Origin of the sequence: Gelidibacter mesophilus DSM 14095, from assembly GCF_000423005.1 — a bacterium.
Taxonomy (GTDB): Bacteria; Bacteroidota; Bacteroidia; order Flavobacteriales; family Flavobacteriaceae; genus Gelidibacter; species Gelidibacter mesophilus.
Window position 1 is genome coordinate 69409 of record NZ_KE383968.1, and the last position, 22857, is coordinate 92265.

A 22857-nucleotide genomic window follows, 5' to 3' on the forward strand; every position below is an offset into this window, starting at 1 on the left:
CTTAATTTTCAATCTTACTATCTTTTGGCTTTTGCCTTCTTAACTTTCTTCGTTTGCTTGTTTCCCGGTTTTGGACGTACCAAGCTCATCTCATCAATCAAATGTTGTGCCCCAGCATATTTATCAATAATGAAAAGTATGTAGCGCGCATCAACCATAATGTTTCTACAAATTTCGGGATCATAATAGATATCACTCATAGTACCTTCCCACACACGGTCAAAGTTCAACCCTACCAAGTTACCGTGGGCATCAATAGCTGGACTCCCTGAGTTTCCTCCGGTGGTGTGATTGGTACCCAAAAAGCACACGGGCACCTTACCAGTGGCATCGGTATATTGTCCGTAATCTTTTTTAGCGTACAACTCCTGTAATTTTTCAGGCACATCAAATTCATAATCCCCTGGAATGTATTTCTCCATCACGCCATCCAAATAGGTCAAAGGTTCGTAATAAACAGCATCCCTTGGCTCATATCCTTTTACTTTACCATAAGTAACCCGTAAGGTACCATTCGCATCCGGAAAATAACGTTGTTCTGGCAATACCTCCATTAATGCGGTCATATACTGTTGTTCAAGACTATTAATCTGAGGATTCAACTCTTGAAATTTAGGCTCTACTTCTGTATAAAATGCAATTATAAATGGTTTTATATATTGGTAAGCGGCATCATTATTTAATTTCTGCAACACTTCACTTGAATTGCCTTCCAACACTTTTAAAGCACCGTCCAAATTCGTAAATGCTGTTTTTTCATAAATGGAACTATCTACATGATCAGTATACAATGGCATTACCGCTTCAAAAACCTCTTTATCCACCGTGGCATTATAGTTTTTATAAACGCCTTTCATCCTGCCAATATTGGCATCTCTTTGTTTTTCAAAAGCAGCTTCACTATGGGCGGCAGCGCCTTCAAGCTGAGCCAGATTAAAGAGCATAGGGGTAATTTCGTTCGTTCTTAAAAAGACTTCCATAAAACCGGTACGCTTCACGTTTACGGCTTCAATTTCATGATATAAGCGCTCGAGTTCCGGTAAGATTTTTCCGTATTTATTTTCCAGTCCTTTTGCCTTTAATTGTTTTGTAAATTCAGCTTCTTGTGCTTTTTTTATGCCGATGGCACCACTTTTTTCAATCCCTAAATTTTCACCTTGCCATTTTTTCCAAGCATTTGCAATTCGTGCTTGTTTGGAGGCATATTGGATTCTGATTTGATCATCCGTTTTCATATGGGCGTCAATCACTTTTAATGCGGCATCCCTGATGGCAATTGCTGTGGGATTAATTTTTTCAACCGTTTGTGCAATCGCTACTGCTGGCAGGTATTCATCGGTAGTCCCAGGAAAACCAAAGACCATCGTAAAATCATCTTCGCTAACACCATCTAAAGATACAGGTAAAAAGTGTCTGGGCTTAAAGGGGACGTTATCTTTAGAATATTCTGCGGGACGGTTATTTTTATCGGCATAAATCCTAAACAACGAAAAATCGCCCGTATGACGTGGCCAAACCCAGTTGTCAGTATCACTACCAAACTTTCCTATACTTGAAGGTGGTGCACCTACCAATCGGACATCACTATAGCGCTCTGTAATAAACAGAAAATATTGGTTGCCTTTATAGAAGGCTTTGATCTTCGTATCCTGCCAATCTTCTTTTTTCGCGGCTTTTTCAATAGCGGTACTGTTACTACCTCTTTTTGATTGTTGTTCTCTATCAGACATATCAGAAGTAACACCATTCAAAACTTGTTGGGTGACATCCTCTATCCTAACAATAAATTCGACAAATAAACTCTTATTAGGTAATTCTTCACTAAGGTTCATTGCCCAAAACCCGTCTTTCAAATAATCGTTCTCCAAAGATGAATGTGATTGGATTTGACTAAATCCACAATGATGATTGGTTAGAATCAGACCTTTTGACGAGATTACCTCTGAGGTACATCCGCCATTGAAATGCCCGATAGCATCCTTTAAACTGGAATTGTTGACATCATAAATATCCTTCGCGGATAGTTTACTGCCAAGACTTTGCATTTCGTCTTCGTTCATGCCTTGCAATAAGGAAGGAATCCACATTCCTCCTTGCTGAGCAGATACTTGAAATGCAATAAAAAGAAATAAAATTCTGAAAATTCTCATATCTGATATCGTTTTTAAAAAAGACTTCAAAGATAAGAAAGCCACCCCTAAGATTAAACAATTTAATCATGAATTGTCTTCATTGACTAGAATACTATAGCTAGAATCTTAAATGATATCATTAGTTTTATTTGTTTATATTAAGTTCAATACAACTAAAGCACGAAATCATGCAACACCATTCAAAACTCCCCAATGTGGGCACCACAATTTTCACGGTCATGAGCAGTTTGGCACAAAAACATAGCGCTCTTAATTTATCACAAGGGTTTCCGAACTTTAAAAGTGACCAGAAATTAATTGATTTGGTCACCAACGCCATGAACTCTGGCTTCAATCAATATGCGCCCATGCAAGGGAATTTAGAATTGCGCCTGGCCATTGCTCATAAATTCGAGGCCCTCTATCATACGTCTTACCATCCGGATTCAGAAATAACCGTTACCGCAGGTGCTACTCAGGCCATTTTTACCATTATTTCTACATTTGTAAAACCAATGGATGAAGTCATCCTATTCAGACCCGCTTATGACTGTTATGAACCTGCAATAGCATTAAACGGCGGAAAAACAATTTCTGTGCAATTGGAAGCGCCGCTCTATAAGGTTGTCTGGAAAGAAGTATCAAAAAAAATCACTTCAAAAACAAAAATGGTCATCATCAATACGCCACAAAACCAAAGCGGTACCATCTTTTCTGAAGATGATATGCTCCAATTACAAGAATTATTAAAAGGCACTGATATTATTTTGCTCAGCGATGAAGTTTACGAACATATTATTTTTGATGCTGAAAAACACTACAGTGCCTGTTTGTTTCCCGATCTCAAATCACGAAGTTTTATTGTGGCCTCTTTCGGAAAAACCTTTCACAATACCGGTTGGAAACTAGGCTATTGTTGCGCCCCGAAAGAGTTAATGGTAGAGTTTCAAAAAATTCATCAATTTAATGTCTTCTGCGTGAATCATCCAACGCAAAAAGCTTTAGCCGACTATCTAAAGGAACCCAATCACTATAAGGAACTGTCAACCTTTTATCAGCGCAAACGCGACTTATTTTTGAGCTTAATTAAAGAATCCCGATTTAAATTCACCCCGGCACAAGGCACCTATTTTCAGATATTGGACTATTCAAACATCACCATAGAGAATGATGTTGATTTTGCCAAACGCCTGACCATTGCTCATAAAATAGCAGCCATCCCCCTTTCAGTTTTTAACACTGATAATTTGGACAATAAAGTCCTAAGATTCTGTTTTGCAAAAACCGATGACACCCTAAGGCAAGCCGCTGATATTTTAAATACCATTTGAAGCAATAAACCCCTATAGAACGCAAGTCTTAAGGTGTTAAAAATTCTCTATTGATCTTGGAAATGACTACTTTTATACCGTAAAATAAGACACCAAAACACTGACTTTTAAAAGAGTTCATGTGATTTAGAAACTAAAAAAATAATGCTATGAAAACCTGGATAATTATATTTTTTTTAAGCTTTGGATATATGGTGCATGCCCAACACATCGTTAGCGAAGGTGTAGCTTATGAAGTAAAAGGAAAATCCATCTTTAAAGGAGGTATTGATATCACGCACACCCTTGACAAAGGGAAGAAAGATAATATTTTCAAAACCCACAAGAACCAAAAAAAGGTCACCAAAAGAGCAGAAAAAGCGAAAAAAAAGCAAGACAAAGCCCATAAGAAAGCTGCAAAGGATTTAAAAAAGAAACAAAAAGCACAGCGCAAATATCTTAAAGCCACAAAAAGATTACAACAAGATGAAGCAAAGTTTAAAAGACTTAAAGAAAGAGGACATCTTTCTCCGAACGCTGAGGAAAAATGGCTTGAGAAATTGGACAGCTCTAAAAAGAATGTAGAAAAAATAAGAAAAAAATTATAGTCTCAAAATGTCTGAAACCTTAAATATCGCCCTATTACAAACCGAGTTAATTTGGGAAAATGCTGAACAAAACAGGACGCATCTTTCTAGGAAGCTTGCTACCCTAGTTGACCCCGTAGATATTATTGTATTGCCAGAAATGTTTACTTCAGGATTCACAATGAATCCCTCTCAGGTTTTTGAAACAATGCAGGGTGAAACGATCTCGTGGCTAATAAACTTAGCGGCAGAAAAAAACGCGGCAATTACCGGAAGCTTGGTCATCAAAGAAAACCGTAATTATTACAACCGTATGGTTTTTGTGCATCCAAACGGAAGGTTGGAACATTATGACAAGCGCCACACTTTTACTTTAGCAGGTGAAGACAAAGTCTATACGGCAGGTACTAAAAAAATTACAGTCGATTATAAAGGTTGGAAAATCTGTCCTTTAATATGCTATGATCTCCGCTTTCCTGTATGGGCAAGAAACACTGAAGCTTATGACGTACTTATTTATGTGGCCAATTGGCCATCTGTGCGCATGGTGGCTTGGGATACCTTATTAAAGGCGCGAGCCATTGAAAACATGAGTTATTGCGTGGGAGTCAATAGAGTTGGAACAGATGCCAATAATCACGAGTATTCGGGACATTCTGCGGTATACGATGTTCTGGGAGAGCGCATAGACTCCATTCCATTTGCCAAAGAAGCCTTTGAAATTGTAAGTCTTAAAAAAGATGCGCTCTCACATTACAGATCCAAACTCAATTTTCTATCAGATCGGGACCAGTTTTCAATAATGTAAACTCCTCAACCAAATCCCATCCCGTTCTTGCTTCGATAGGTTTTGAATAATAACTTATCCGCTCAGGTTGAATTTTTTTAAGATAATTCCCTGAGTCCCATTTACGGTTCCCATTGGTGTCATAAACAACCCTAAGATAGTATGTTGCTGGGTTGATATGTCTAAAATCAAACACACGAGGTGCCTCTGCAAATTGCTCGTAGATAACCTTCCCTTTATTGTCGGTTAATTGGATGATCAAAGGATAAACAGCGTCTATCAATCTGACACGGACATCGGACAGCTCAGAAAGCTTTTTGGTCTTCACCGCATATTGCAAAGTATCATTCACATTCCCAAAAAAGCCGGTTATTGCCTCTGGCAACAGTTGAATTCTATACGTATTGGCTTCACTTCTATCAAATTTAAAACTATAAACATTTTTGAGCGAATCAAATTCTGCTTTAAAATTAATAGTTAATGAATCTTTATCGATGATTGATATTTTATTCTCATCCAATTTGTCAAAAGGAACATTGCCTTCAATTAAGAAATCTTGATCAAAATTAATACTTCCAGATATAGGTGCTTTAATTAGAAGAGAATCCACCTTCAAATCCCGAAAGCGATGTTTGAGAGTATCAATATGAGATTTGTTTTTCACTACAAAATAAGTGGTATCCATTTCTACGGCTGGTTTGTACCAATAGTATAAAGTGTCCCTTTGGGCATCCTTTATGATCCGATGTTCAAAACCCTCAGGGATATCTCCCATCATTTCAATGGTTGCTGCTTTTGGATCACCTCTATATCCAAATTGGATTTTCTGTTTGGCAACCTGAGTGGGACGTTCCATTTTAAAATCGGCAATTTCTTTAAAGAGTTTTATCTCGTAAAAAGAATCTGTAGGCACGGTAATCTCTCTGTCATAAAACCCAATTTTATCAGATTTTTGCTGATACGTATAGTTGCCATTCCCATCTTTTAACGCTACCAAGCGATATTTACCTGCCTTAATATTATCAATGCTAAACGCACTGACACTATCCAGCGTATTAGTTACGTATTTTGGTCGTTTTTTAAACACAACAGAATCTGAATAGGTTGAGTCTACTTCGTACAACATAACGGTCACAAAGGTTTCTGGTTCGCGTTTCTCCGCATCAAGAATGGCACCTTTAATTGAAAGAGAATCAATATAAGAACCCGTAGAAAGCACATATTTATAATAGGCGTATGGGTTTTCCTCATTATTATCAACAATACTTTGACCAAAATTAAATGAGTAGGTTGTATTGGGCTGTAAGGTATCATTAATTTTTATGGTGATGTACTTGCTCGCACTACCCATAGGAATGATGTCTGGAGTAGGATCCATAGGCGGCGAAATAATAAGCTGCTTTTGAACATTTTTTATTTTGATATACTCATCAAAATAAATCTTGATCTCATTACCTTTAAAATTAGTTGAAAAATTTTCTGGGGTGGAATATCTTATTATAGGAGGTTCGATATCCTTTTCTCCTCCGGAAGGCGTGCCTCTATTGGCACAATTGACAAGCATACCAAGTAATCCAATAAAAAGGAATAGTTTATAATAGGTTTTAAACATTACCACGCATAAATTTTAGCAAATTAACGACATATTTAATTGAAACGAAAAAATTACTCCGCAATTGCCATGGTAGCTACACTTATTGTGACACCTTCAATTTTCAATAAGGCATTTGCACATGTCTCAATTGTTGCACCTGTGGTGATGATATCGTCCACCAAAAGAATATGCTTCCCTTTTAAGCTATCATATTCAGTGACTAAAAATAAGGTATCATCATTAATCCAACGCTTAATTCGATCTTTAAAAACTTGGGTTTTTGTTGATTTGACCTTTTGTAAAATGACCGAGTTATAATCGCATTTTAGAGCAGCAGCCAGTTCCTTTCCAAATTTATCCACTTGGTTGTAACCACGCTGCCTTAGTCGTTTTGAATGAAGCGGAACAGGAATAACCACATCAACAGTTCTAAATTCGACATACTTATTCAGTTCCTGACCAAACCATTGGCCCAAAAACACACCTACCTCTTCATGTCCCTTATATTTTAGATTATGAATGAGGTGTTGGACGAGTCCTTTTTTTGAAAACCACAACAAGGTTGAAGCATATCTTAAATGCACACGTCCATACAATATTTTAGAGACTTCATTATCGGTAATACTTCCAAAATTAGTCAAAGGCAATTCATGTCTGCAAACTGTACATACATAAACCTCATTGTGTTCCAATAAGTTGTCGCACGACAGGCAAACCTTCGGGAAAAACAAGTTTAACAAATTTTTTATCATTTTATCGATTAAAAACAGTTATAACAAACATAATATATAAGTTCGCAAGATTGATTAAATAATCCCTATTTCCCTTAATAATTAATAATGATAGTTAACCCTCAATTTTTTAACTACAGAATAATTATTGGTTCACTGATTGTTAGCATTGCTGTTTTAGGTGTTGTTGGTTTTAATACTTACCAATCAAATAAAGCAGAGCAACATTTTTTGGAGCAAGAGAAAAAACTTGTAGAAAGCGAATTATCTCAAATGATTCTAAGATATGATGAATTAAACCAATCTGGTGACATCCTATCTGCCCAACTTGACAGCGCTAAAAAAAACACCTCTTTAGCTCTAGATCAATTAAGACTGATGGAAAGTGATTTTTCTGTATTCACACGTTTTAAATCAGAACTTGCTGTAATTAAATCTAAAAACAATGCTCTTTTTGAAACCGTAGATTCAATCAATACGTCGAACGAACATTTGCAAAAAGACAATCGTCTGGCCTACATTGAATTAGACAGGCAAAAAGAGATCAACAATTCGCTCTTAAAGATAAACGCATCCTTAAAGCGCAACCTTGAAGAAGGGGCGCTATTAACTGCGAACTCCTTTAATGCCAAAGCCTATAAGTCAGGCAACAACGCAGCAACCACCAAAGCCTCACATGCCAACAGGATTGACGTCTGCTTTACATTGGCAGAAAATGTGCTGGCAGAAAAAGGAAGAAAAGATATTTATATTCAAATTTTAAACCCTCTCAACAACGTCATAGCGAATAAGGGTGCGGTTGAATTTGGCAAATTCTTACTGCTCTACAGTGATCGACAAGTTATTAATTACAACAACAAAGTTGTGGACGTTTGTACCACTGTACGGGCGGATAGTAGAGATCAACCTTTCGCAAAAGGCACCTATTATGTTTCTGTTTTTCATAACGAAAGGAAACTTGGGAGTACGCAAATTGAATTAAACTAACCACATAAAATATATTTATGTAAACCGTTCCTTTAATTGGTACGGTTTTCTATTTTTGCAGCATGATAAATCAGGACGATCAATTTAAGAAAGTAGTATCTCACGCCAAGGAATACGGTTATGTATTTCAGAGTAGTGAAATATACGATGGCCTAAGTGCAGTATATGACTATGCACAAAATGGGGCTGAATTAAAGAAAAACATACGTGACTACTGGTGGAAAGCCATGGTACAGATGAATGAAAACATTGTGGGTATTGACTCCTCAATTTTCATGCATCCAACTATTTGGAAAGCTTCAGGACACGTTGATGCATTTAACGATCCGTTAATTGACAACAAGGATTCAAAAAAACGCTACCGTGCAGATGTGCTGATAGAGGACTATTGCGCCAAGATTGAAGGCAAAATTGACAAGGAGGTCGGTAAGGCAGAAAAACGTTTTGGTGAGGCTTTCAATAAAGAAGAATTTATAACCACCAACCCAAGAGTTGTTGGCTACTATGATACTATAAAAACCGTTCTATCGCGAATGGCAAAATCTTTGGAATCCGAAGATTTAGCTGATGTGAAAGCGCTGATTGAAGAATTGGAAATTGCTGATCCGTTGACAGGAAGTAGAAATTGGACCGAAGTCAAACAATTCAACTTGATGTTTGGCACCAAATTAGGAGCTTCAGCAGAAAGTGCGATGGACCTCTACCTGCGTCCAGAAACGGCACAAGGTATTTTTGTAAATTTCCTCAACGTTCAAAAAACAGGGCGTATGAAAATTCCGTTTGGTATTGCCCAAACCGGAAAAGCTTTTAGAAATGAGATTGTTGCCAGACAATTCATTTTTAGAATGCGTGAATTTGAACAAATGGAAATGCAGTTTTTTATTAAACCAGGTACCCAAAAAGAATGGTTTGATTATTGGAAAGACATGCGCATGAAATGGCATTTATCGTTAGGTTTAGGGCCTGAAAACTATAGATTCCATGATCATGAAAAGCTGGCCCACTACGCAGATGCGGCAACGGATATCGAATTCAAATTCCCATTTGGATTCAAAGAGTTGGAAGGCATCCATTCCCGAACAGATTTCGATTTAAAACAACACGAAGAGTTCTCAGGTAAAAAACTTCAGTTTTTTGACCACGAACAGAATGAGAGCTATACGCCTTATGTTTTGGAGACTTCAATTGGTTTAGACCGAATGTTTTTGGCAGTATTCTCAAATGCATTGGTTGAGGAAGAATTGGAAAATAATACCACAAGAACCGTTTTAAAATTGCCTGCAGTATTGGCACCTGTTAAGGCCGCTATTTTACCATTGGTAAAAAAAGATGGCCTACCAGAAATTGCACGTCAAATCATGGACGAGCTTAAATGGGATTTCAATGTGGATTATGATGAAAAAGATGCCGTAGGAAGACGCTATAGAAGACAGGATGCCAATGGCACGCCGTTTTGTATTACAGTTGACCACGATACTTTGGAGGACAATATGGTGACGATCCGTCACAGAGATACTATGGAGCAATCACGAGTTAAAATAGAAGACTTACGCGATATCATCAAACAAGAAGTTGATGCAAAAGCGTGGTTGATGAAAATGTAACAAATTTCTGCCCAGACAGAATCCAAAAAACCAAAAGTCAAATCCCAAATTCCAATAACGCATCTTTGGAATTTGGGATTTTGGCTTTGGAATCTTGCTAGAATCTATAGCCTAGGTTAAAACCAAATTTCCCAACGATGGGGGAGTAATCGTGATATTCTGATTTGTTGTTATTGAATAGATTTCTTCCAATACCACCACTGACTTCAAATACAAAACCACCTTTAGTGAACCATTTTCCACCTAGACCAAAACCTAAAGCAAAATCAGTAACATCTTTATGATAGTAATTATAATTTCCATCTTGAGAATTACTATAATACTCACGTTCCATGGAATTTAACATCCCAAAACCTTCCAGGAAAAATCCTGCTGCGTATTTTTGACCAAAGAATATTCGGTAGTAAGGAGAGACGTAATAATTTATAGAAGTATCGAAATTCTCATCATCAAAAGGAATGAACAATGAAACTCCTGCCGAAGAATTTTCTGTAATATTTCGCTCATAACTGGGCTCAAACACTCCAAACAGCAGCAATACAGAATTCAATTTAACTTCATTTTTTCCAACATTATTGCTGGTGATACTATCGTTTTGAGCTTGTGAACCCATCATAGCAAAAAGCAATAAAAATGCAAAGGCACAATTTTTCATAAGTAGTGATTTTAAAATGTTCGGGCTGAATATTTATGTGATACAATAGTATATTAAAAGTTGTTTCAAAACAATTTTATTATTCAGGAATAGCTAATAGCTTTCCTTATTTTTTCTCATTGTAAGCCAATAATCGCAATGCATTTAACACCACAACTAATGTGGAACCTTCATGAAAAACTACCGCTAATCCAATTCCAGTTAAACCTAAAATAGTAGCAGGCACCAATAAGGCAACCACACCCATACTGATCCAAATATTTTGAGTGATGATCCGTTTAGATGCTCTACTCAGCCCAATGGCAAAGGGCAACATCTCAATTTTATCTGACATCAAAGCGACATCCGCAGTTTCTAGCGCCACATCACTTCCTGCAGCGCCCATTGCCACACTTACGGTGCTATACGCCATGGCAGGGGCATCGTTAACTCCATCGCCAACCATAGCAATTTTACCATCACGTTGCATGAGTTCTTTAATGGCCTCCACTTTATCTTCTGGCAATAAATTGCCTTTGGCTTCGGTCAATCCAATCTGTTTGGCTATCGCATCTCCCACATTTTGATGATCACCAGTAAGCATTACCATCCGTTTAATGCCAATACTCTTTAGCCTTTTTAAAGTCTCCACAGCAGTTGTTCTTGGAACATCCATCACACTGATCAATCCAACAACAGAAGTCCCATGTGCCACCAACATGGCAGTATGTCCTTCCCGCAATAGACCTTCCATCTTTGAACGCAGTTCAGGAGCAATGGTTAAACCTTCATCAGATATCAATTTTTCATTTCCTATAAAAACCGTTTTATTCTGATATGTTGCACTAATACCTTTACCCTGAATCGCATTGACGTTTGAAGCTACATTTTCATGGACTAAATTATATTGAGATTCCACATCTTTCACAATGGCTCTTGCCAAAGGATGATTGCTCAAACTTTCTACTTCCAAAACAAGTCGTGCCAAAGCCTCTTTAGAGTAATTTTGAAACGGAATCATGTTGGTCAATTTGGGCTTACCTTCGGTTAAAGTACCAGTTTTATCAAATGCAATAGTTCTTATGGATCCTAAATCTTCCAGCGCTTTTCCGCCTTTAATCAATACACCCTTTTGTGCCGCTCTAGCAATCCCACTTAAAACTGCACTAGGTGTAGAAATCGCCAAGGCACACGGACTCGCTGCCACCAATACGGTTATGGCACGGTATAAACTATCTTCAAAAGGCTCATTGACCACCAAATATGCAAAACACAAAATAATGACGACCAAAATAACTATAGGCACATACCACTTTTCAAATTTTTTGGTCATGCGTTGTGTAGGCGATTTTTGTGTTTCCACCTCACTTACCATCTTGATCAATCGAGCGACGGTAGAATCTTTACTCAATTTTAGAACCAATACTTCAATACTACCATCGCCATTAATGGTTCCGGTATAAACAACATGCGCTGAATCTATAGCATTAAATTTGGGAAGGTTGTCAGTAGAAGCAATGGCTGTTTTATCAATAGGCATGCTTTCTCCCGTAATTGGAGCCTGATCAATGGCACTGTTTCCTTTGATGATGACACCATCTGCCGCAATTTTTGAATTTGGTCTTACGACAATAATATCATTGATCTTCAAAGCTTCTACTCCAACTTCTTCAACCTTGCCGTTTTTTTTAATTAATGCTGCTTTAGGCGTTAAATCTCCTAAAGCTTCAATGGATTTTTTAGCCTTAATCATGGCATAGTTTTCTAAAGCATGCCCTAAACTAAACAGGAACAACAATAGAGCGCCTTCTGCCCAACTTCCAATATAAGCCGCCCCAATAGCAGCTGCAATCATCAAAAAATCAATTTCAAAGCCACCAACCTTAATTTTTTCAAAGGCTTCAATAGTGATATAATACCCACCAAAGCCATAAGAAAAAAAGAATGGAATTAAATAAAACCATACCGATTGAGTGTCAGCGCCTAAAATTTTAATGAGGAATCCTATGAGAAGGAAAACGCCACTGAGCAATGAGAAATATAATTCCGTACGTTGACCAAAAATACCATTATGATCGTGAGCGTGGTCATGCGCTTCGTTATGTTGTTGTTTCATAAATAACTTTTAATGTGAATGTCCGCCACCTTCTATATCATTTAGCAACATGTAGGTGCCATTTACCACAATTTTTTTATTCTCTAAAGATACTGTGTTTAATACTTCAACAAAGTCCTCGGTTTGTAAACCTATCTCTAATTTTACTTTTGTAAACTGATATGCATTGGCACTCTCACTATCCAAAACCAAAGCATAATAATCGTCCTCAACCTGAATAACAGCCGATTTAGGCAAAGCAGTTCCTTTTGAAGAGCCAACGACAATCTCCGCTTCGGCAAACATGCCAACAATAAATGCCGTATGTTCATTTTCAATATGACCGTGGACTACAACCCGTCTGCTTGATGGATCAATACTTGTCCCTACCAAATGAACTTTTGCCTTATAAATACTATCTGAGGCTTCTGGAATTCTAAAATTAATGGCTTGATCTTTCTTTACTTTGAGAATGTCCTTTTCAAACACTGATAGCTCCAAATGGATGTGATGGGTATCAATAATCTCTAAAATAATATCTGCGGGAGAAACATAAGTGCCATTACTTACATTAACCTTAGTTACATAGCCATCAATCGGGGCATACAGATTAATGGTAGAGGTAATGGTCCCATTTTCTACAGATGTAGGATTAATGTTGATCATTTGTAATTTCTTCTTTAATCCATTATAATGCGCCAAGCTGCTCTTATAACTACTTTCTGCCTTTAAAAAGTTTTTTTGTGACGTAATATTTTCATCATACAAGGTTGTTTGACGAGTGAATTCAGATTTCAGGAAATTCAACTGTTCAGAAATTTCTAAATACTGCTGCTGAATCTCAACATAATCCGTACTCTCCAAAGTTACTAAAAACTGTCCTTTTTTAACTTCATCCCCAATTAATAATGGGTTACTGGTAACATAACCTCCCACAAAGGTACTTACATTCGACTGGTTTTGAGTGGGCACTTCAATTATTCCACTCGCTTTGATCACAGAGTTAAAATCATGTTCAGAAAAGCTACCCAATTCCATGTTCTCACCATCAAACTGCGCTTTAGTAATTACAAGTTGGTCAGTTTCTTCGTGACTCTCTTCGGTTTGTTCTTCGTTTTTCTCATTTCCACAGCTCATTAAAAATATGGAAAGACATAAGATATATAGTTGTTTCATTAATCTAAAATTAAATAATTGATGACAATAATTGTTTGATTGTAAGCATTGAGATTATCAAGATAGTTTATTTCAATTTCCTTTGAAGTCTCAATACTTTGAATGTATTGGAAAAAATCAATTTCCCCTTCCTTAAGCGTGCGTTCTGCAGTTTTTATAATTTCCTCTGAAAGGTGTTTGCCCTGGGTTTCATAATAGGTAATCTCCTCATTATACTGCTGAAGCTTAGCCATCAAGCTTTCTTGCTCTGCAAACCATTTTGACTGGTAGTCCTGTTGTCTTTCTTCAACAATATCCTGTGCGATTTTGGACGCTTTTATTTTAGACGCATTTCCTCCAAACAACAGAGGAATCTTAAGACCTAATTGGTAGCCCACAAAATTTTTACTAATGCCTTCATTGAGGCCATGCAGAAATTCGACACTTATATCAGGCAATAAGCTTTGTTTCTCCTGTTGCATTTTAGCTTCATAAAAGTCTTTGGATTCTTCAAAATAAAGCAATCCTGCGTTTTCATTTATCGAGGCTGGCTGGATCAATAACTTTTCCAGAGGTTCTTTCTGAATGATGATATCTTCTACCTGCACAATTTTTTTCAAATGTGCTCTATACATGAGCTCCTCTTGTAGGGTTTGTTTATAGAGCGTTTCCGATTGTTTTTGTTTAGATTGTGCCGTGATCATTTCTAAATAATTGGTCTCTCCCAATTCAAAACGCCGTTTCGCAGATTGGGCAAAATTTTGGTACAAACTATCTAAAAAGCGATAGGATTCCGCCTTCCTTTGAGCATAACTCAAATTGTAATATGCTGCATAAACTTCCTTTTTCAAATTTTGGAGTCCGATTTTATATACTGACTCTTGCAATCCCACCTGCGCCTTATTCACTTTTTTATTAGCAAAATAAACGGTTGGAAACTTAAAGTCCTGGGCGATCCCTAAAACCTTTAAAGGCTCAATCTCGTTGGCATTATTTTCATACTCATAATAAACGGAAGTTTTGTCAAAATTAAACGCACTGCCTATTAAAGCATCAGCTTCGTCTATTTCTAATAAGGACGCCTTTAATCCGGAATTATTCTCAATCGCCAAATTAATAACCTCATCTACAGACATCGGTTTTTCCTGGGCACTCATAGTGCATGTCAACATGAAAAAAATTAATGTTACGAGTCCTGTTTTATTTATCTTCATTTCTTTTTTCTTTTCTATCCAAGCGTATAGCACAGGCAATACCACTAATGTCAAAATGGTTGCACTGATGAGTCCACCAATAACCACAGTGGCTAAAGGACGTTGCACTTCCGCACCCGCATTGGTTGAGATGGCCATAGGCAAAAACCCTAAAGCCGCGGCTGAAGCCGTTAATAAAACTGGTCTTAAGCGCTCTTGGGTGCCTCGTTTAATTCGTTCTTGGATATTGGAAATACCTTGGCTTTTTAGTTCCTTAAAATGCTCTATCAAAACAATGCCGTTTAGTACTGCAATACCGAAAAGCGCAATAAAACCAACACTTGCCGAAATACTAAATGGCAAATCTCTCATCCATAAAAACAGAATCCCGCCCACAGCCGATAACGGAATTGCCGAGTAGATCAATAAGGCATCTTTAACAGAATGGAATGCGAAATACAGCAAGATAAAGATCAGCACCAACGCTACGGGAACGGCAATCATTAAGCGTGCTTTTGCACTTTGCAAATTCTCAAATTGTCCTCCGTAAGTTATACTGTATCCCGCCGAGAGTTTTACATTGTCTTGAATAATGTTTTGAACTTCATCAACCACCGATTGCAAATCCCGATTCCTAACATTGACGCCAACCACAATCCGCCGTTGGGTATCATCTCGAGATATTTGTGCTGGCCCCATAGTGTAACTGATATCTGCCAATTCACTCAATGGAATCTTTCCGCCATTTGGTGTATCTACATACAAACTCTGGAGACTTTCAATGTTTTTTCGTTTCGATTCTTGGAGCCTGATTATCAGGTCAAATCTTTTTTCCCCTTCGAAAACGCTACCCACCGTTCTGCCCGCAAAACCGGCAGAGATCAATTCGTTTAAATCTGAAATATTGAGCCCGTAGCGTGCAATTTTAGCACGGTTGAAGTTGACAGTCATTTGAGGCAAGCCTGCTACTTTTTCCACTATAATATCAGAGGCGCCCTCTACATTTTGAATCAACGACTTGATTTCATCTGCTTTACTTGCCAAAACAGATAGGTCTTCGCCAAAAATCTTAATCGCCAAATCAGCTCTCACTCCCGTAATCAATTCATTAAAACGCATTTCTATAGGTTGTGTAAATTCCACTTCCATTCCTGGGATGACATGCAGGGCTTCTTTAAATTTATCGGCCAATTCATTTTTTGAACTGGCAGATGTCCATTCTTTTTTTGGTTTTAACTTAATGATGACATCACTTTCTTCCATTGACATTGGATCTGTGGGTACTTCTGCAGCTCCAATACGGGTCACCACCTGTTCCACCTCTGGAAAATTATCCAATAATATTTGTTCAATTTTCGTGGTGATTTCTATGGTTTTACTCAAAGATGTTCCGGTTTTTAAAACAGGCTGGATCACAAAATCGCCCTCATCAAGCGTCGGAACAAACTCACCTCCCATGCGGCTAAAAATCCACCCACTCAAAATCAATAATACTACTGAGGTTCCAATGACAATTCGTGTATTTAGCAATGCCCAATTGATTATTGGACGGTAGTGTCGGTTTAAAAATCGCATTAACCGTACAGAAATATTGGAGTCCTTTGGTTTAACTGCTTTTAAAAACATGGAGGACGCCACCGGAACGTAGGTGAGACAAAAGATCATTGCCCCAATTAAAGCAAAACTAAAAGTCATGGCCATCGGTTTGAACATCTTCCCTTCTACACCACTTAAAGAGAGTATTGGAATAAACACAATCAAAATAATGAGTTGCCCAAAAATGGCTGAATTCATCATTTTTGACGCACTTTTTAAAGTGATCTGATCAATTTCAGATTGCTGATCAATCTTTGAGAGCGACTTTATCTTGGCACTTTGGGTGGTAATTTGAAAAGCAATGAATTCGACAATGATGACCGAGCCATCAATGATAATCCCAAAATCGATGGCACCCAGGCTCATCAAATTGGCATCCACACCAAACACATTCATCATTGAAATGGCAAACAGTAAACTCAACGGAATAACTGAAGCAACAACCAAACCTGAACGCCAGTTCCCCAATAATAAAACCACCACAAAAATCACGATCAAAGACCCCAAAATTAGATTCTCTGCCACGGTGAACGTGGTTTTATCTATGAGTTCCGTTCGTTCTAAAAAAGCATTAATATAAACTCCTTCTGGCAAGGTTTGCTCTATGGACGCTACGCGCTCCTTAACTGCTTCAATGATTTTCTTGGAGTCTCCGTCCTTAATCATCATAATTTGACCAAGTACTTTCTCGCCTTCCCCATTTCCGGTAATCGCTCCAAAACGCGTGGCATGTCCAAAGCCTACTTTAGCAATATCCTTTACATAGATAGGCACACCATCATTTTTTACAACGATATTTTCAATATCCTGAAGAGAAGTCACCAAACCTTCACCACGAATAAAAAAAGCTTGATTGGTCTTTTCAATATAGCCACCACCAGCAACACTGTTGTTTTTCTCAAGCGCCTCATAAATTTCCGAAATGGAAATATTCATGGCATTCAATTGTTGGGGATTGATGGCCACTTCATATTGTTTTAAAAAGCCGCCCCAAGTATTGACCTCCACCACACCAGGGATTCCTGATAACTGTCGTTTTACAATCCAATCTTGGATGGTACGTAATTCTGTAATAGTATATTGATCTTCATAACCTGGTTTTACATCGAGGATATACTGATAGATTTCACCCAAACCAGTGGTAATGGGACCCATTTCTGGCGTTCCAAAGTCTTCCGGAATCTTTTCTGAAGCCGATTTAATCTTTTCAGCAATTAATTGCCGGGGCAAATAGGTGCCCATCGCATCTTCAAACACAATGGTCACTACCGAAAGTCCAAATTTTGAAGTTGAACGAATTTCAATAACACCCGGTAAATTGGCCATTTCCAACTCAATGGGATAAGTGATAAATTGCTCCACATCTTGTGTGGACAGGTTGCGTGATGTGGTGATCACCTGCACTTGGTTATTGGTGATATCCGGAACGGCACCAATGGGGATTCTGGTTAAGGAGTAAATTCCAAAACCAATCACAAATCCCATAAATAAGAGAATAATAAGTTTATTCCTTAAACTGAATTTTATAATATGTTCTAACATAATTCATACGTAAAGTGTTGTAAGCCATTGAAAACAGCTTATTAAAAAAACTTAGACTAAAATTGAATTATGCAGATTTTGGTGGTTGAAACACTGAAGGTTTCTCAAATAAGGAAATCGATTCTTTATAATGAAAATTAAGAGGTATTTCAATAAAGGCGTCGGAAGAGTTTATAAACTCAATACTGTGAAGTGTAAACGAGGTGTTTAAATGACAACAACTTTGATGCTCATGTTTAAAAGGTAAATTCTCATGCTCTGAGTGATCACTTTCGTGCTGCACAGAAGCTTCACCGTAATGTTCAGAAAGGAAGTCAAAAAAAGAATCGCCGTAGGTTTCCTGATGATAAGATGCATGGTCCATAAGCGCACTGAATTTTGATGCATCTTCAAAGCTGATGTTCAGACTTTGAAAAAGAATCAAGACCGTATAAAATATGGCGACTAATTTTGACATGCTTCTGGCAAATTTACAAAAAAAATATAAGCTTAAAGCTAACATATATCAGCTTTTAAAAATAGGCCTTTAACTGAATGGTTCCTGTATGAATGGTTTTAGAAGTTTCTGTTTTCCGTCCAAAGTAATTCAGATTGAGATCTAAAAAAGCAGTCAATTTCCGTTGTGCCAATAAGGTCCATGTAAAGTTTTTACCCGGTTGTAAACCTTCCAACATTTGGTACGATACAGGCGTGTTGGCATTACCTTCAAAGGTATTGTCAAAAAAATTGACCTCCCCGGTAAGTGCGATTTTTTGAGCTTTGTTATAGGTGAACGATGCACCAAAATTATTTTGAAGCAAGGTCTCCATATTACCAATGGTATTACCCTTGGAGGTATATTGGTAAAACACATCAAAACGTGCATTCTCATTGAACAAATACGAGAGTTTAGGTTGTAGACGTGTTTCGTTAATCTTATAATTACGGGTTGCAAAATTTTCACTCAAACTTTCATTTTCTTCTAAACTCGACTTTAAATTAAGGAGCCAACTTTCTGCAAACTTGTGATTAAAATTGAGTTGATGACTTTTTAGTTTACTCTCTTGAAAACCGATAGACAATAAGGTTCTGGCGGCATTGGACAAGAACGTATAGGAGGTTGTGAAATGTTGTTTTCCCCTATTAAAAAACAGAACATTTCTAACACTTTTATTTAATGCCAATTGATTGTCGTTATCATCTGCAAACGGATTTAAATCAAAGGACCCTTCTTCCCTTTTTATTTTTCTATCAACTAAATATGAGGTTTGATTGTAAAAATGCGACCAGAATTTGCGGGATTTATGTTCACTTACTGCCCATCGTTGTGGGTTGATGGTCACCGTTTGACTCAATCGGTTTTGATGCGTTTTGACATATACCTGATTGGGTAGCAACACTCTTATATAGGCTCCTTGATCTTGAAATTGGGCAATTTCAAACTCATTCAGCTCCTGAATACCATTGTTGTTGTAGTCAATCCAAGTATAAGCACCTTGCCCTGGCTCCACTTTAACATAGGTAAAATCCTGTTGGGGCAGACTTCCGGCATTTGTCTCAAATACCGTGTTCCACAACACAATTTGCTCAAATAACTGTTTGTTAAAGGTGACTCTTGAATTTAAGGATTGCTCATCTTCAATGGTTTTGTCTACTGATTTTAGTGTGCGATAATTGATATAAACTCCTAAATCAGTAGTGGCATTCTGGATGATTTTCGATTTGATATAATAGGTATTGGAACTGCTTACCTTTTCAACAGAATTCATCCGTAAACTATCATTAACACGGTGCTTATACCCTACTTCCGCAAAAACCTTGGTGCTATCTCCAATCCCATAAAACATTTCAGCCGATTTAAAACGTTGACTCAATGTGGTAAGTTGATTGGTTAGGACTTCGCGCTGCTCATTATCTTCAGCAGCCAATTTTGCACCTACCCATTGGGTGTTGAAATTATAGGTAAACCTATTGAAAGTTCGTAAAAATGTCGATTCAGCCCTATCACTTTCACTATTTAAAATACTGGAGTTTGTAAATAGTTGCCAGTTTCCAAATCTTAAACTCGCAAAAGCACTATGCCTATTGCCATTAAAATTTTCTGAATAATTGAGATGTTCAAATTTATAACTTGCCACACCTTTTTTTGAATGGAATAGATCGAGACCAGCAGTCAGTAAATTTTGATTTCCGAGAGGCATTCCCAAATTCCAGTCCCGATTGAACTCAGCATAATACAAACGCTGAATGGATTTAAAATCCTGTTGAACCATATCAGCATCCAGAATTGCAGATAGATTCCAAAGACTATCATTTTTTATAACGTCTTGCCGCACACGAAGTTTCCCAGCGAATCCATCATTATCATCATCATCCAAATTAGAAAACAGATTCATATCATTTTTGCTGCCCGCGGCTTCAAAATAAATATCTGTGCGCTCTGAAGGTCTATAGCTTCCATTAACCACAGCCACTTGTAATTTAGTAGGCGCAATCAATTGAACAATCGCCGCGTAATTTCCCTGAGGCACTCCTGATACTGGAGAGACATACTCATATATATTAGAAACAGCGCTGCTACTTACCAATACATAATTCCCTCGATTATCACCGACCAATCGAAATTTTACACTGTATAAATCATCTTCAGGATTGCTTGAAAACACATAAGCCTCTGCGCCATCAATAAGTTCTTTGCGATAGAGAATCCGGTTTTCATTAAAAGGCTCAGGCACTCCTGAAGGTGCTACCATTAAAGATTGATCATCACCGGCATTGGCCAAAATTTGAACTTGGTCAGGTGATAAGTTTTGCTGTAAGGGTTGGTTTTTGGAATCCACTTCAGAATAGACCGAAGCACCGATTTTAAACTTCTCCGTTTCAAGACTTCCACCGCCAAACACTGTAAACCGAGAAAAATTACGTTCACTAAATTGATAATCTACGGTAATTCGCATTTCAGAAGTGATAGGAAACGTCGCGTTGAAAATAATTTCACCGGCGTTATAATCAATAATGTAATCTTGATTTTCCCCTCGTTTTATAGGAGTTCCATTGACATAAACCGTTTCACTGCCTGAAATCACCAGAACGTACAATTCATTATTGGGGCCTCTTAATTTGTAAGGACCTTGATTGCCTTCCTGCGCTGTAAATTGGCTTGTGGTAAATTGTCCTCTGACCAAGGCTCCGGCAGCAAATAAGTTAGTTTGGGAACTGTCGTTGTCCAAATTGACATCTATATTCAAACCTTGAACGCGTTTTGTAAAACTGGCAAAATAAGAATCGGTATTTTGCAAATCGATGTCGCCTGCCCTAATGCGCCAATTCTCGCTAAACAATTCAATAAATACCTGATCAAACTCATCCAAACGCTGGGAATAGCCACTTTCCTGCAACGGAATATTGGCATCTTGAATGGAGGCTCGCAAGGATACTTTATCACTGAGTTTTCCTGAAATTTGAAGGTCTAATTCACTATTCAAAACCGAATTCTGATTGTTACCAATAGTCACCCCTCTAGAAATACTTCCCGAAGTGGTCAATCCTTCAAAAGGCGTAAAGTTTTTGGTCAAAGTGGATTGCTGCATCTTGTATAGTTGCTGCATATTATCCGTGTTTTCTACGATAATCTTATCGTCGAGCTGATAGTATTTCCGAGTGATATAGTTGGGATATCTGAGATAATTGATAATTACCGAATCCGTTGGGACAGGTTTTCTGAACGTCAAAATTGCTTTAGAAAAATCCACGTTGTAGTAGGACGTGTCAATACTAATGCCATTTTTCGTTTTCAGGTTGAATTGACTGGAATTAATACTTACTGAATCAATTTGGATTACCTCCTTAACCGCCATTTTCTTTGTCTTATAATTGGAAGCTGGTTCCTGTGCATACACACAACAACACATCAAAAAGAACGTAAGAAAAATAATGATTTTCATCTATTACATTAACTGCTAAAGACCGAAAATATTTTATCGTTAAAATGCCTTTAAAATTATCGCATAAAAGTACAGTATTATTTAAGTTTGCATCAAAATCAGTACAAAGTATCAAGTACAAAGTATTAAGATTTCAGTGCTTAAATTAAATCTTTGTATTTAATACTAATATCATAATTCTATTTCAATGAAAATTATCTCGTACAACGTCAATGGCATTCGCGCAGCACTCAACAAAGGCTTTATGGATTGGTTAAAAAGCGCTAATCCAGATATCATTTGTCTCCAAGAAATAAAGGCTATGGAAGAGCAATTGGACGTTTCTGTTTTTGAAGAGGCGGGTTATCCTTACCCTTATTGGTTCAGTGCGCAAAAAAAAGGCTATAGCGGCGTGGCGATACTTTGCAAAGCCCAACCCAACCATGTTGAATATGGGACAGGAATTGCTTCAATGGACTTCGAAGGACGCAATTTGAGAGTAGATTATGATAACGTTTCCATTATGAGTTTGTATCTACCATCAGGAACTAACGATTTACGTTTGCAACATAAATTTGATTATATGGATATGTTCCAGGTTTATATTAATGAACTTAAGACGAAAATTCCAAATCTCATTATTTTAGGAGATTACAATATTTGTCATGAAGAGATAGATATTCATAACCCTAAAGGACTTTCAAACGTTTCTGGATTTTTACCTGTAGAGCGCACATGGATCGGAAACTTTATGACTAACGGATTTATAGATTCTTTCAGACATTTTAATAAAGAACCCGATAATTATACGTGGTGGAGTTACAGAGCAAATTCGAGAGCAAGAAACAAAGGTTGGCGACTGGATTATGCCTTAGTGAGCACACCTTTACAAGAAAAACTGAAACGTAGCGTTATCCTATCGGATGCTGTGCACAGTGATCATTGTCCGATTTTGCTAGAAATTCAGGATTGATGATGGATAACGAACAACCGAGAACTAAAAACCTT

At 37.5% G+C, this 22857-nt stretch carries 15 protein-coding genes; 6 read left to right on the plus strand and 9 right to left on the minus strand.

Features of this window, described 5'->3' with window-relative positions; all coding sequences use genetic code 11:
• Window positions 1–17: 17 nt before the first annotated feature.
• Window positions 18–2150: a S46 family peptidase gene (locus G525_RS0118260; protein ID WP_027127419.1), complete on the minus strand. Its 2133-nt coding sequence runs from the start codon at window positions 2148–2150 to the stop codon at window positions 18–20.
• Window positions 2151–2320: 170 nt separating this feature from the next.
• On the opposite strand from G525_RS0118260, the gene G525_RS0118265 reads away from it, so the two are divergent.
• The 3 genes from G525_RS0118265 (at window position 2321) to G525_RS0118275 (ending at window position 4837) form a co-directional block, all read left to right on the plus strand.
• Window positions 2321–3463, plus strand: a complete 1143-nt coding sequence (locus tag G525_RS0118265; protein ID WP_027127420.1) for a methionine aminotransferase — start codon at window positions 2321–2323, stop codon at window positions 3461–3463.
• Window positions 3464–3612: 149 nt separating this feature from the next.
• Complete coding sequence (locus G525_RS0118270; RefSeq protein WP_027127421.1) at window positions 3613–4050, plus strand: hypothetical protein; 438 nt, start codon at window positions 3613–3615, stop codon at window positions 4048–4050.
• Between the two features lie 7 nt (window positions 4051–4057).
• Window positions 4058–4837 carry an amidohydrolase gene (locus G525_RS0118275; protein WP_027127422.1) on the plus strand — a complete coding sequence of 260 codons (780 nt, stop codon included), beginning with the start codon at window positions 4058–4060 and terminating at the stop codon, window positions 4835–4837.
• Here G525_RS0118275 and G525_RS0118280 read toward each other — a convergent pair.
• Both G525_RS0118280 and G525_RS0118285 read right to left on the minus strand, forming a co-directional pair.
• Window positions 4797–6428, minus strand: coding sequence for an Ig-like domain-containing domain (locus G525_RS0118280; protein ID WP_027127423.1), 1632 nt, complete (start codon window positions 6426–6428; stop codon window positions 4797–4799). The two genes, G525_RS0118275 and G525_RS0118280, sit on opposite strands and share 41 nt — an antisense overlap.
• A gap of 53 nt (window positions 6429–6481) precedes the next feature.
• Window positions 6482–7162 carry a ComF family protein gene (locus G525_RS0118285; protein WP_027127424.1) on the minus strand — a complete coding sequence of 227 codons (681 nt, stop codon included), beginning with the start codon at window positions 7160–7162 and terminating at the stop codon, window positions 6482–6484.
• 87 nt (window positions 7163–7249) lie between these two features.
• Here G525_RS0118285 and G525_RS0118290 point away from each other — a divergent pair, with 87 nt between their 5' ends.
• The gene (locus tag G525_RS0118290) at window positions 7250–8128 is read left to right on the plus strand and encodes a hypothetical protein (protein ID WP_027127425.1); all 879 of its coding nucleotides are present in this window, start codon (window positions 7250–7252) and stop codon (window positions 8126–8128) included.
• A 62-nt stretch (window positions 8129–8190) separates the two neighbouring features.
• Complete coding sequence (locus G525_RS0118295; protein WP_027127426.1) at window positions 8191–9732, plus strand: glycine--tRNA ligase; 1542 nt, start codon at window positions 8191–8193, stop codon at window positions 9730–9732.
• A 97-nt stretch (window positions 9733–9829) separates the two neighbouring features.
• On the opposite strand, the gene G525_RS0118300 is transcribed toward G525_RS0118295, so the two are convergent.
• From G525_RS0118300 to G525_RS0118325, 6 genes are all read right to left on the minus strand, one after another.
• Window positions 9830–10387 carry a hypothetical protein gene (locus tag G525_RS0118300; RefSeq protein ID WP_027127427.1) on the minus strand — a complete coding sequence of 186 codons (558 nt, stop codon included), beginning with the start codon at window positions 10385–10387 and terminating at the stop codon, window positions 9830–9832.
• A gap of 106 nt (window positions 10388–10493) precedes the next feature.
• Window positions 10494–12482, minus strand: coding sequence for a heavy metal translocating P-type ATPase (locus G525_RS0118305; RefSeq protein WP_027127428.1), 1989 nt, complete (start codon window positions 12480–12482; stop codon window positions 10494–10496).
• A gap of 9 nt (window positions 12483–12491) precedes the next feature.
• Window positions 12492–13637, minus strand: a complete 1146-nt coding sequence (locus G525_RS0118310) for an efflux RND transporter periplasmic adaptor subunit (RefSeq protein WP_027127429.1) — start codon at window positions 13635–13637, stop codon at window positions 12492–12494.
• Complete coding sequence (locus tag G525_RS0118315) at window positions 13637–17947, minus strand: CusA/CzcA family heavy metal efflux RND transporter (RefSeq protein WP_027127430.1); 4311 nt, start codon at window positions 17945–17947, stop codon at window positions 13637–13639. The genes G525_RS0118310 and G525_RS0118315 overlap by 1 nt, the downstream gene beginning before the upstream one ends.
• A 67-nt stretch (window positions 17948–18014) precedes the next feature.
• Window positions 18015–18404, minus strand: coding sequence for a hypothetical protein (locus G525_RS0118320; RefSeq protein WP_027127431.1), 390 nt, complete (start codon window positions 18402–18404; stop codon window positions 18015–18017).
• Between the two features lie 55 nt (window positions 18405–18459).
• Entirely contained in the window at window positions 18460–21870 is a 3411-nt protein-coding gene (locus G525_RS0118325; RefSeq protein ID WP_027127432.1) for a hypothetical protein, read from the minus strand.
• 187 nt (window positions 21871–22057) lie between these two features.
• On the opposite strand from G525_RS0118325, the gene G525_RS0118330 reads away from it, so the two are divergent.
• Window positions 22058–22822 carry an exodeoxyribonuclease III gene (locus tag G525_RS0118330; RefSeq protein WP_027127433.1) on the plus strand — a complete coding sequence of 255 codons (765 nt, stop codon included), beginning with the start codon at window positions 22058–22060 and terminating at the stop codon, window positions 22820–22822.
• Window positions 22823–22857: the final 35 nt, after the last annotated feature.

Coding starts and splice junctions, on each gene's coding strand:
- G525_RS0118315 (WP_027127430.1), bottom strand. CDS start 17,947: ATGTTAGAACATATTATAAAATTCAGTTTAAGGAATAAACTTATTATT.
- G525_RS0118320 (WP_027127431.1), bottom strand. CDS start 18,404: ATGTCAAAATTAGTCGCCATATTTTATACGGTCTTGATTCTTTTTCAA.
- G525_RS0118280 (WP_027127423.1), bottom strand. CDS start 6,428: ATGTTTAAAACCTATTATAAACTATTCCTTTTTATTGGATTACTTGGT.
- G525_RS0118275 (WP_027127422.1), top strand. CDS start 4,058: ATGTCTGAAACCTTAAATATCGCCCTATTACAAACCGAGTTAATTTGG.
- G525_RS0118285 (WP_027127424.1), bottom strand. CDS start 7,162: ATGATAAAAAATTTGTTAAACTTGTTTTTCCCGAAGGTTTGCCTGTCG.
- G525_RS0118270 (WP_027127421.1), top strand. CDS start 3,613: ATGAAAACCTGGATAATTATATTTTTTTTAAGCTTTGGATATATGGTG.
- G525_RS0118290 (WP_027127425.1), top strand. CDS start 7,250: ATGATAGTTAACCCTCAATTTTTTAACTACAGAATAATTATTGGTTCA.
- G525_RS0118305 (WP_027127428.1), bottom strand. CDS start 12,482: ATGAAACAACAACATAACGAAGCGCATGACCACGCTCACGATCATAAT.
- G525_RS0118265 (WP_027127420.1), top strand. CDS start 2,321: ATGCAACACCATTCAAAACTCCCCAATGTGGGCACCACAATTTTCACG.
- G525_RS0118325 (WP_027127432.1), bottom strand. CDS start 21,870: ATGAAAATCATTATTTTTCTTACGTTCTTTTTGATGTGTTGTTGTGTG.
- G525_RS0118330 (WP_027127433.1), top strand. CDS start 22,058: ATGAAAATTATCTCGTACAACGTCAATGGCATTCGCGCAGCACTCAAC.
- G525_RS0118300 (WP_027127427.1), bottom strand. CDS start 10,387: ATGAAAAATTGTGCCTTTGCATTTTTATTGCTTTTTGCTATGATGGGT.
- G525_RS0118295 (WP_027127426.1), top strand. CDS start 8,191: ATGATAAATCAGGACGATCAATTTAAGAAAGTAGTATCTCACGCCAAG.
- G525_RS0118310 (WP_027127429.1), bottom strand. CDS start 13,637: ATGAAACAACTATATATCTTATGTCTTTCCATATTTTTAATGAGCTGT.
- G525_RS0118260 (WP_027127419.1), bottom strand. CDS start 2,150: ATGAGAATTTTCAGAATTTTATTTCTTTTTATTGCATTTCAAGTATCT.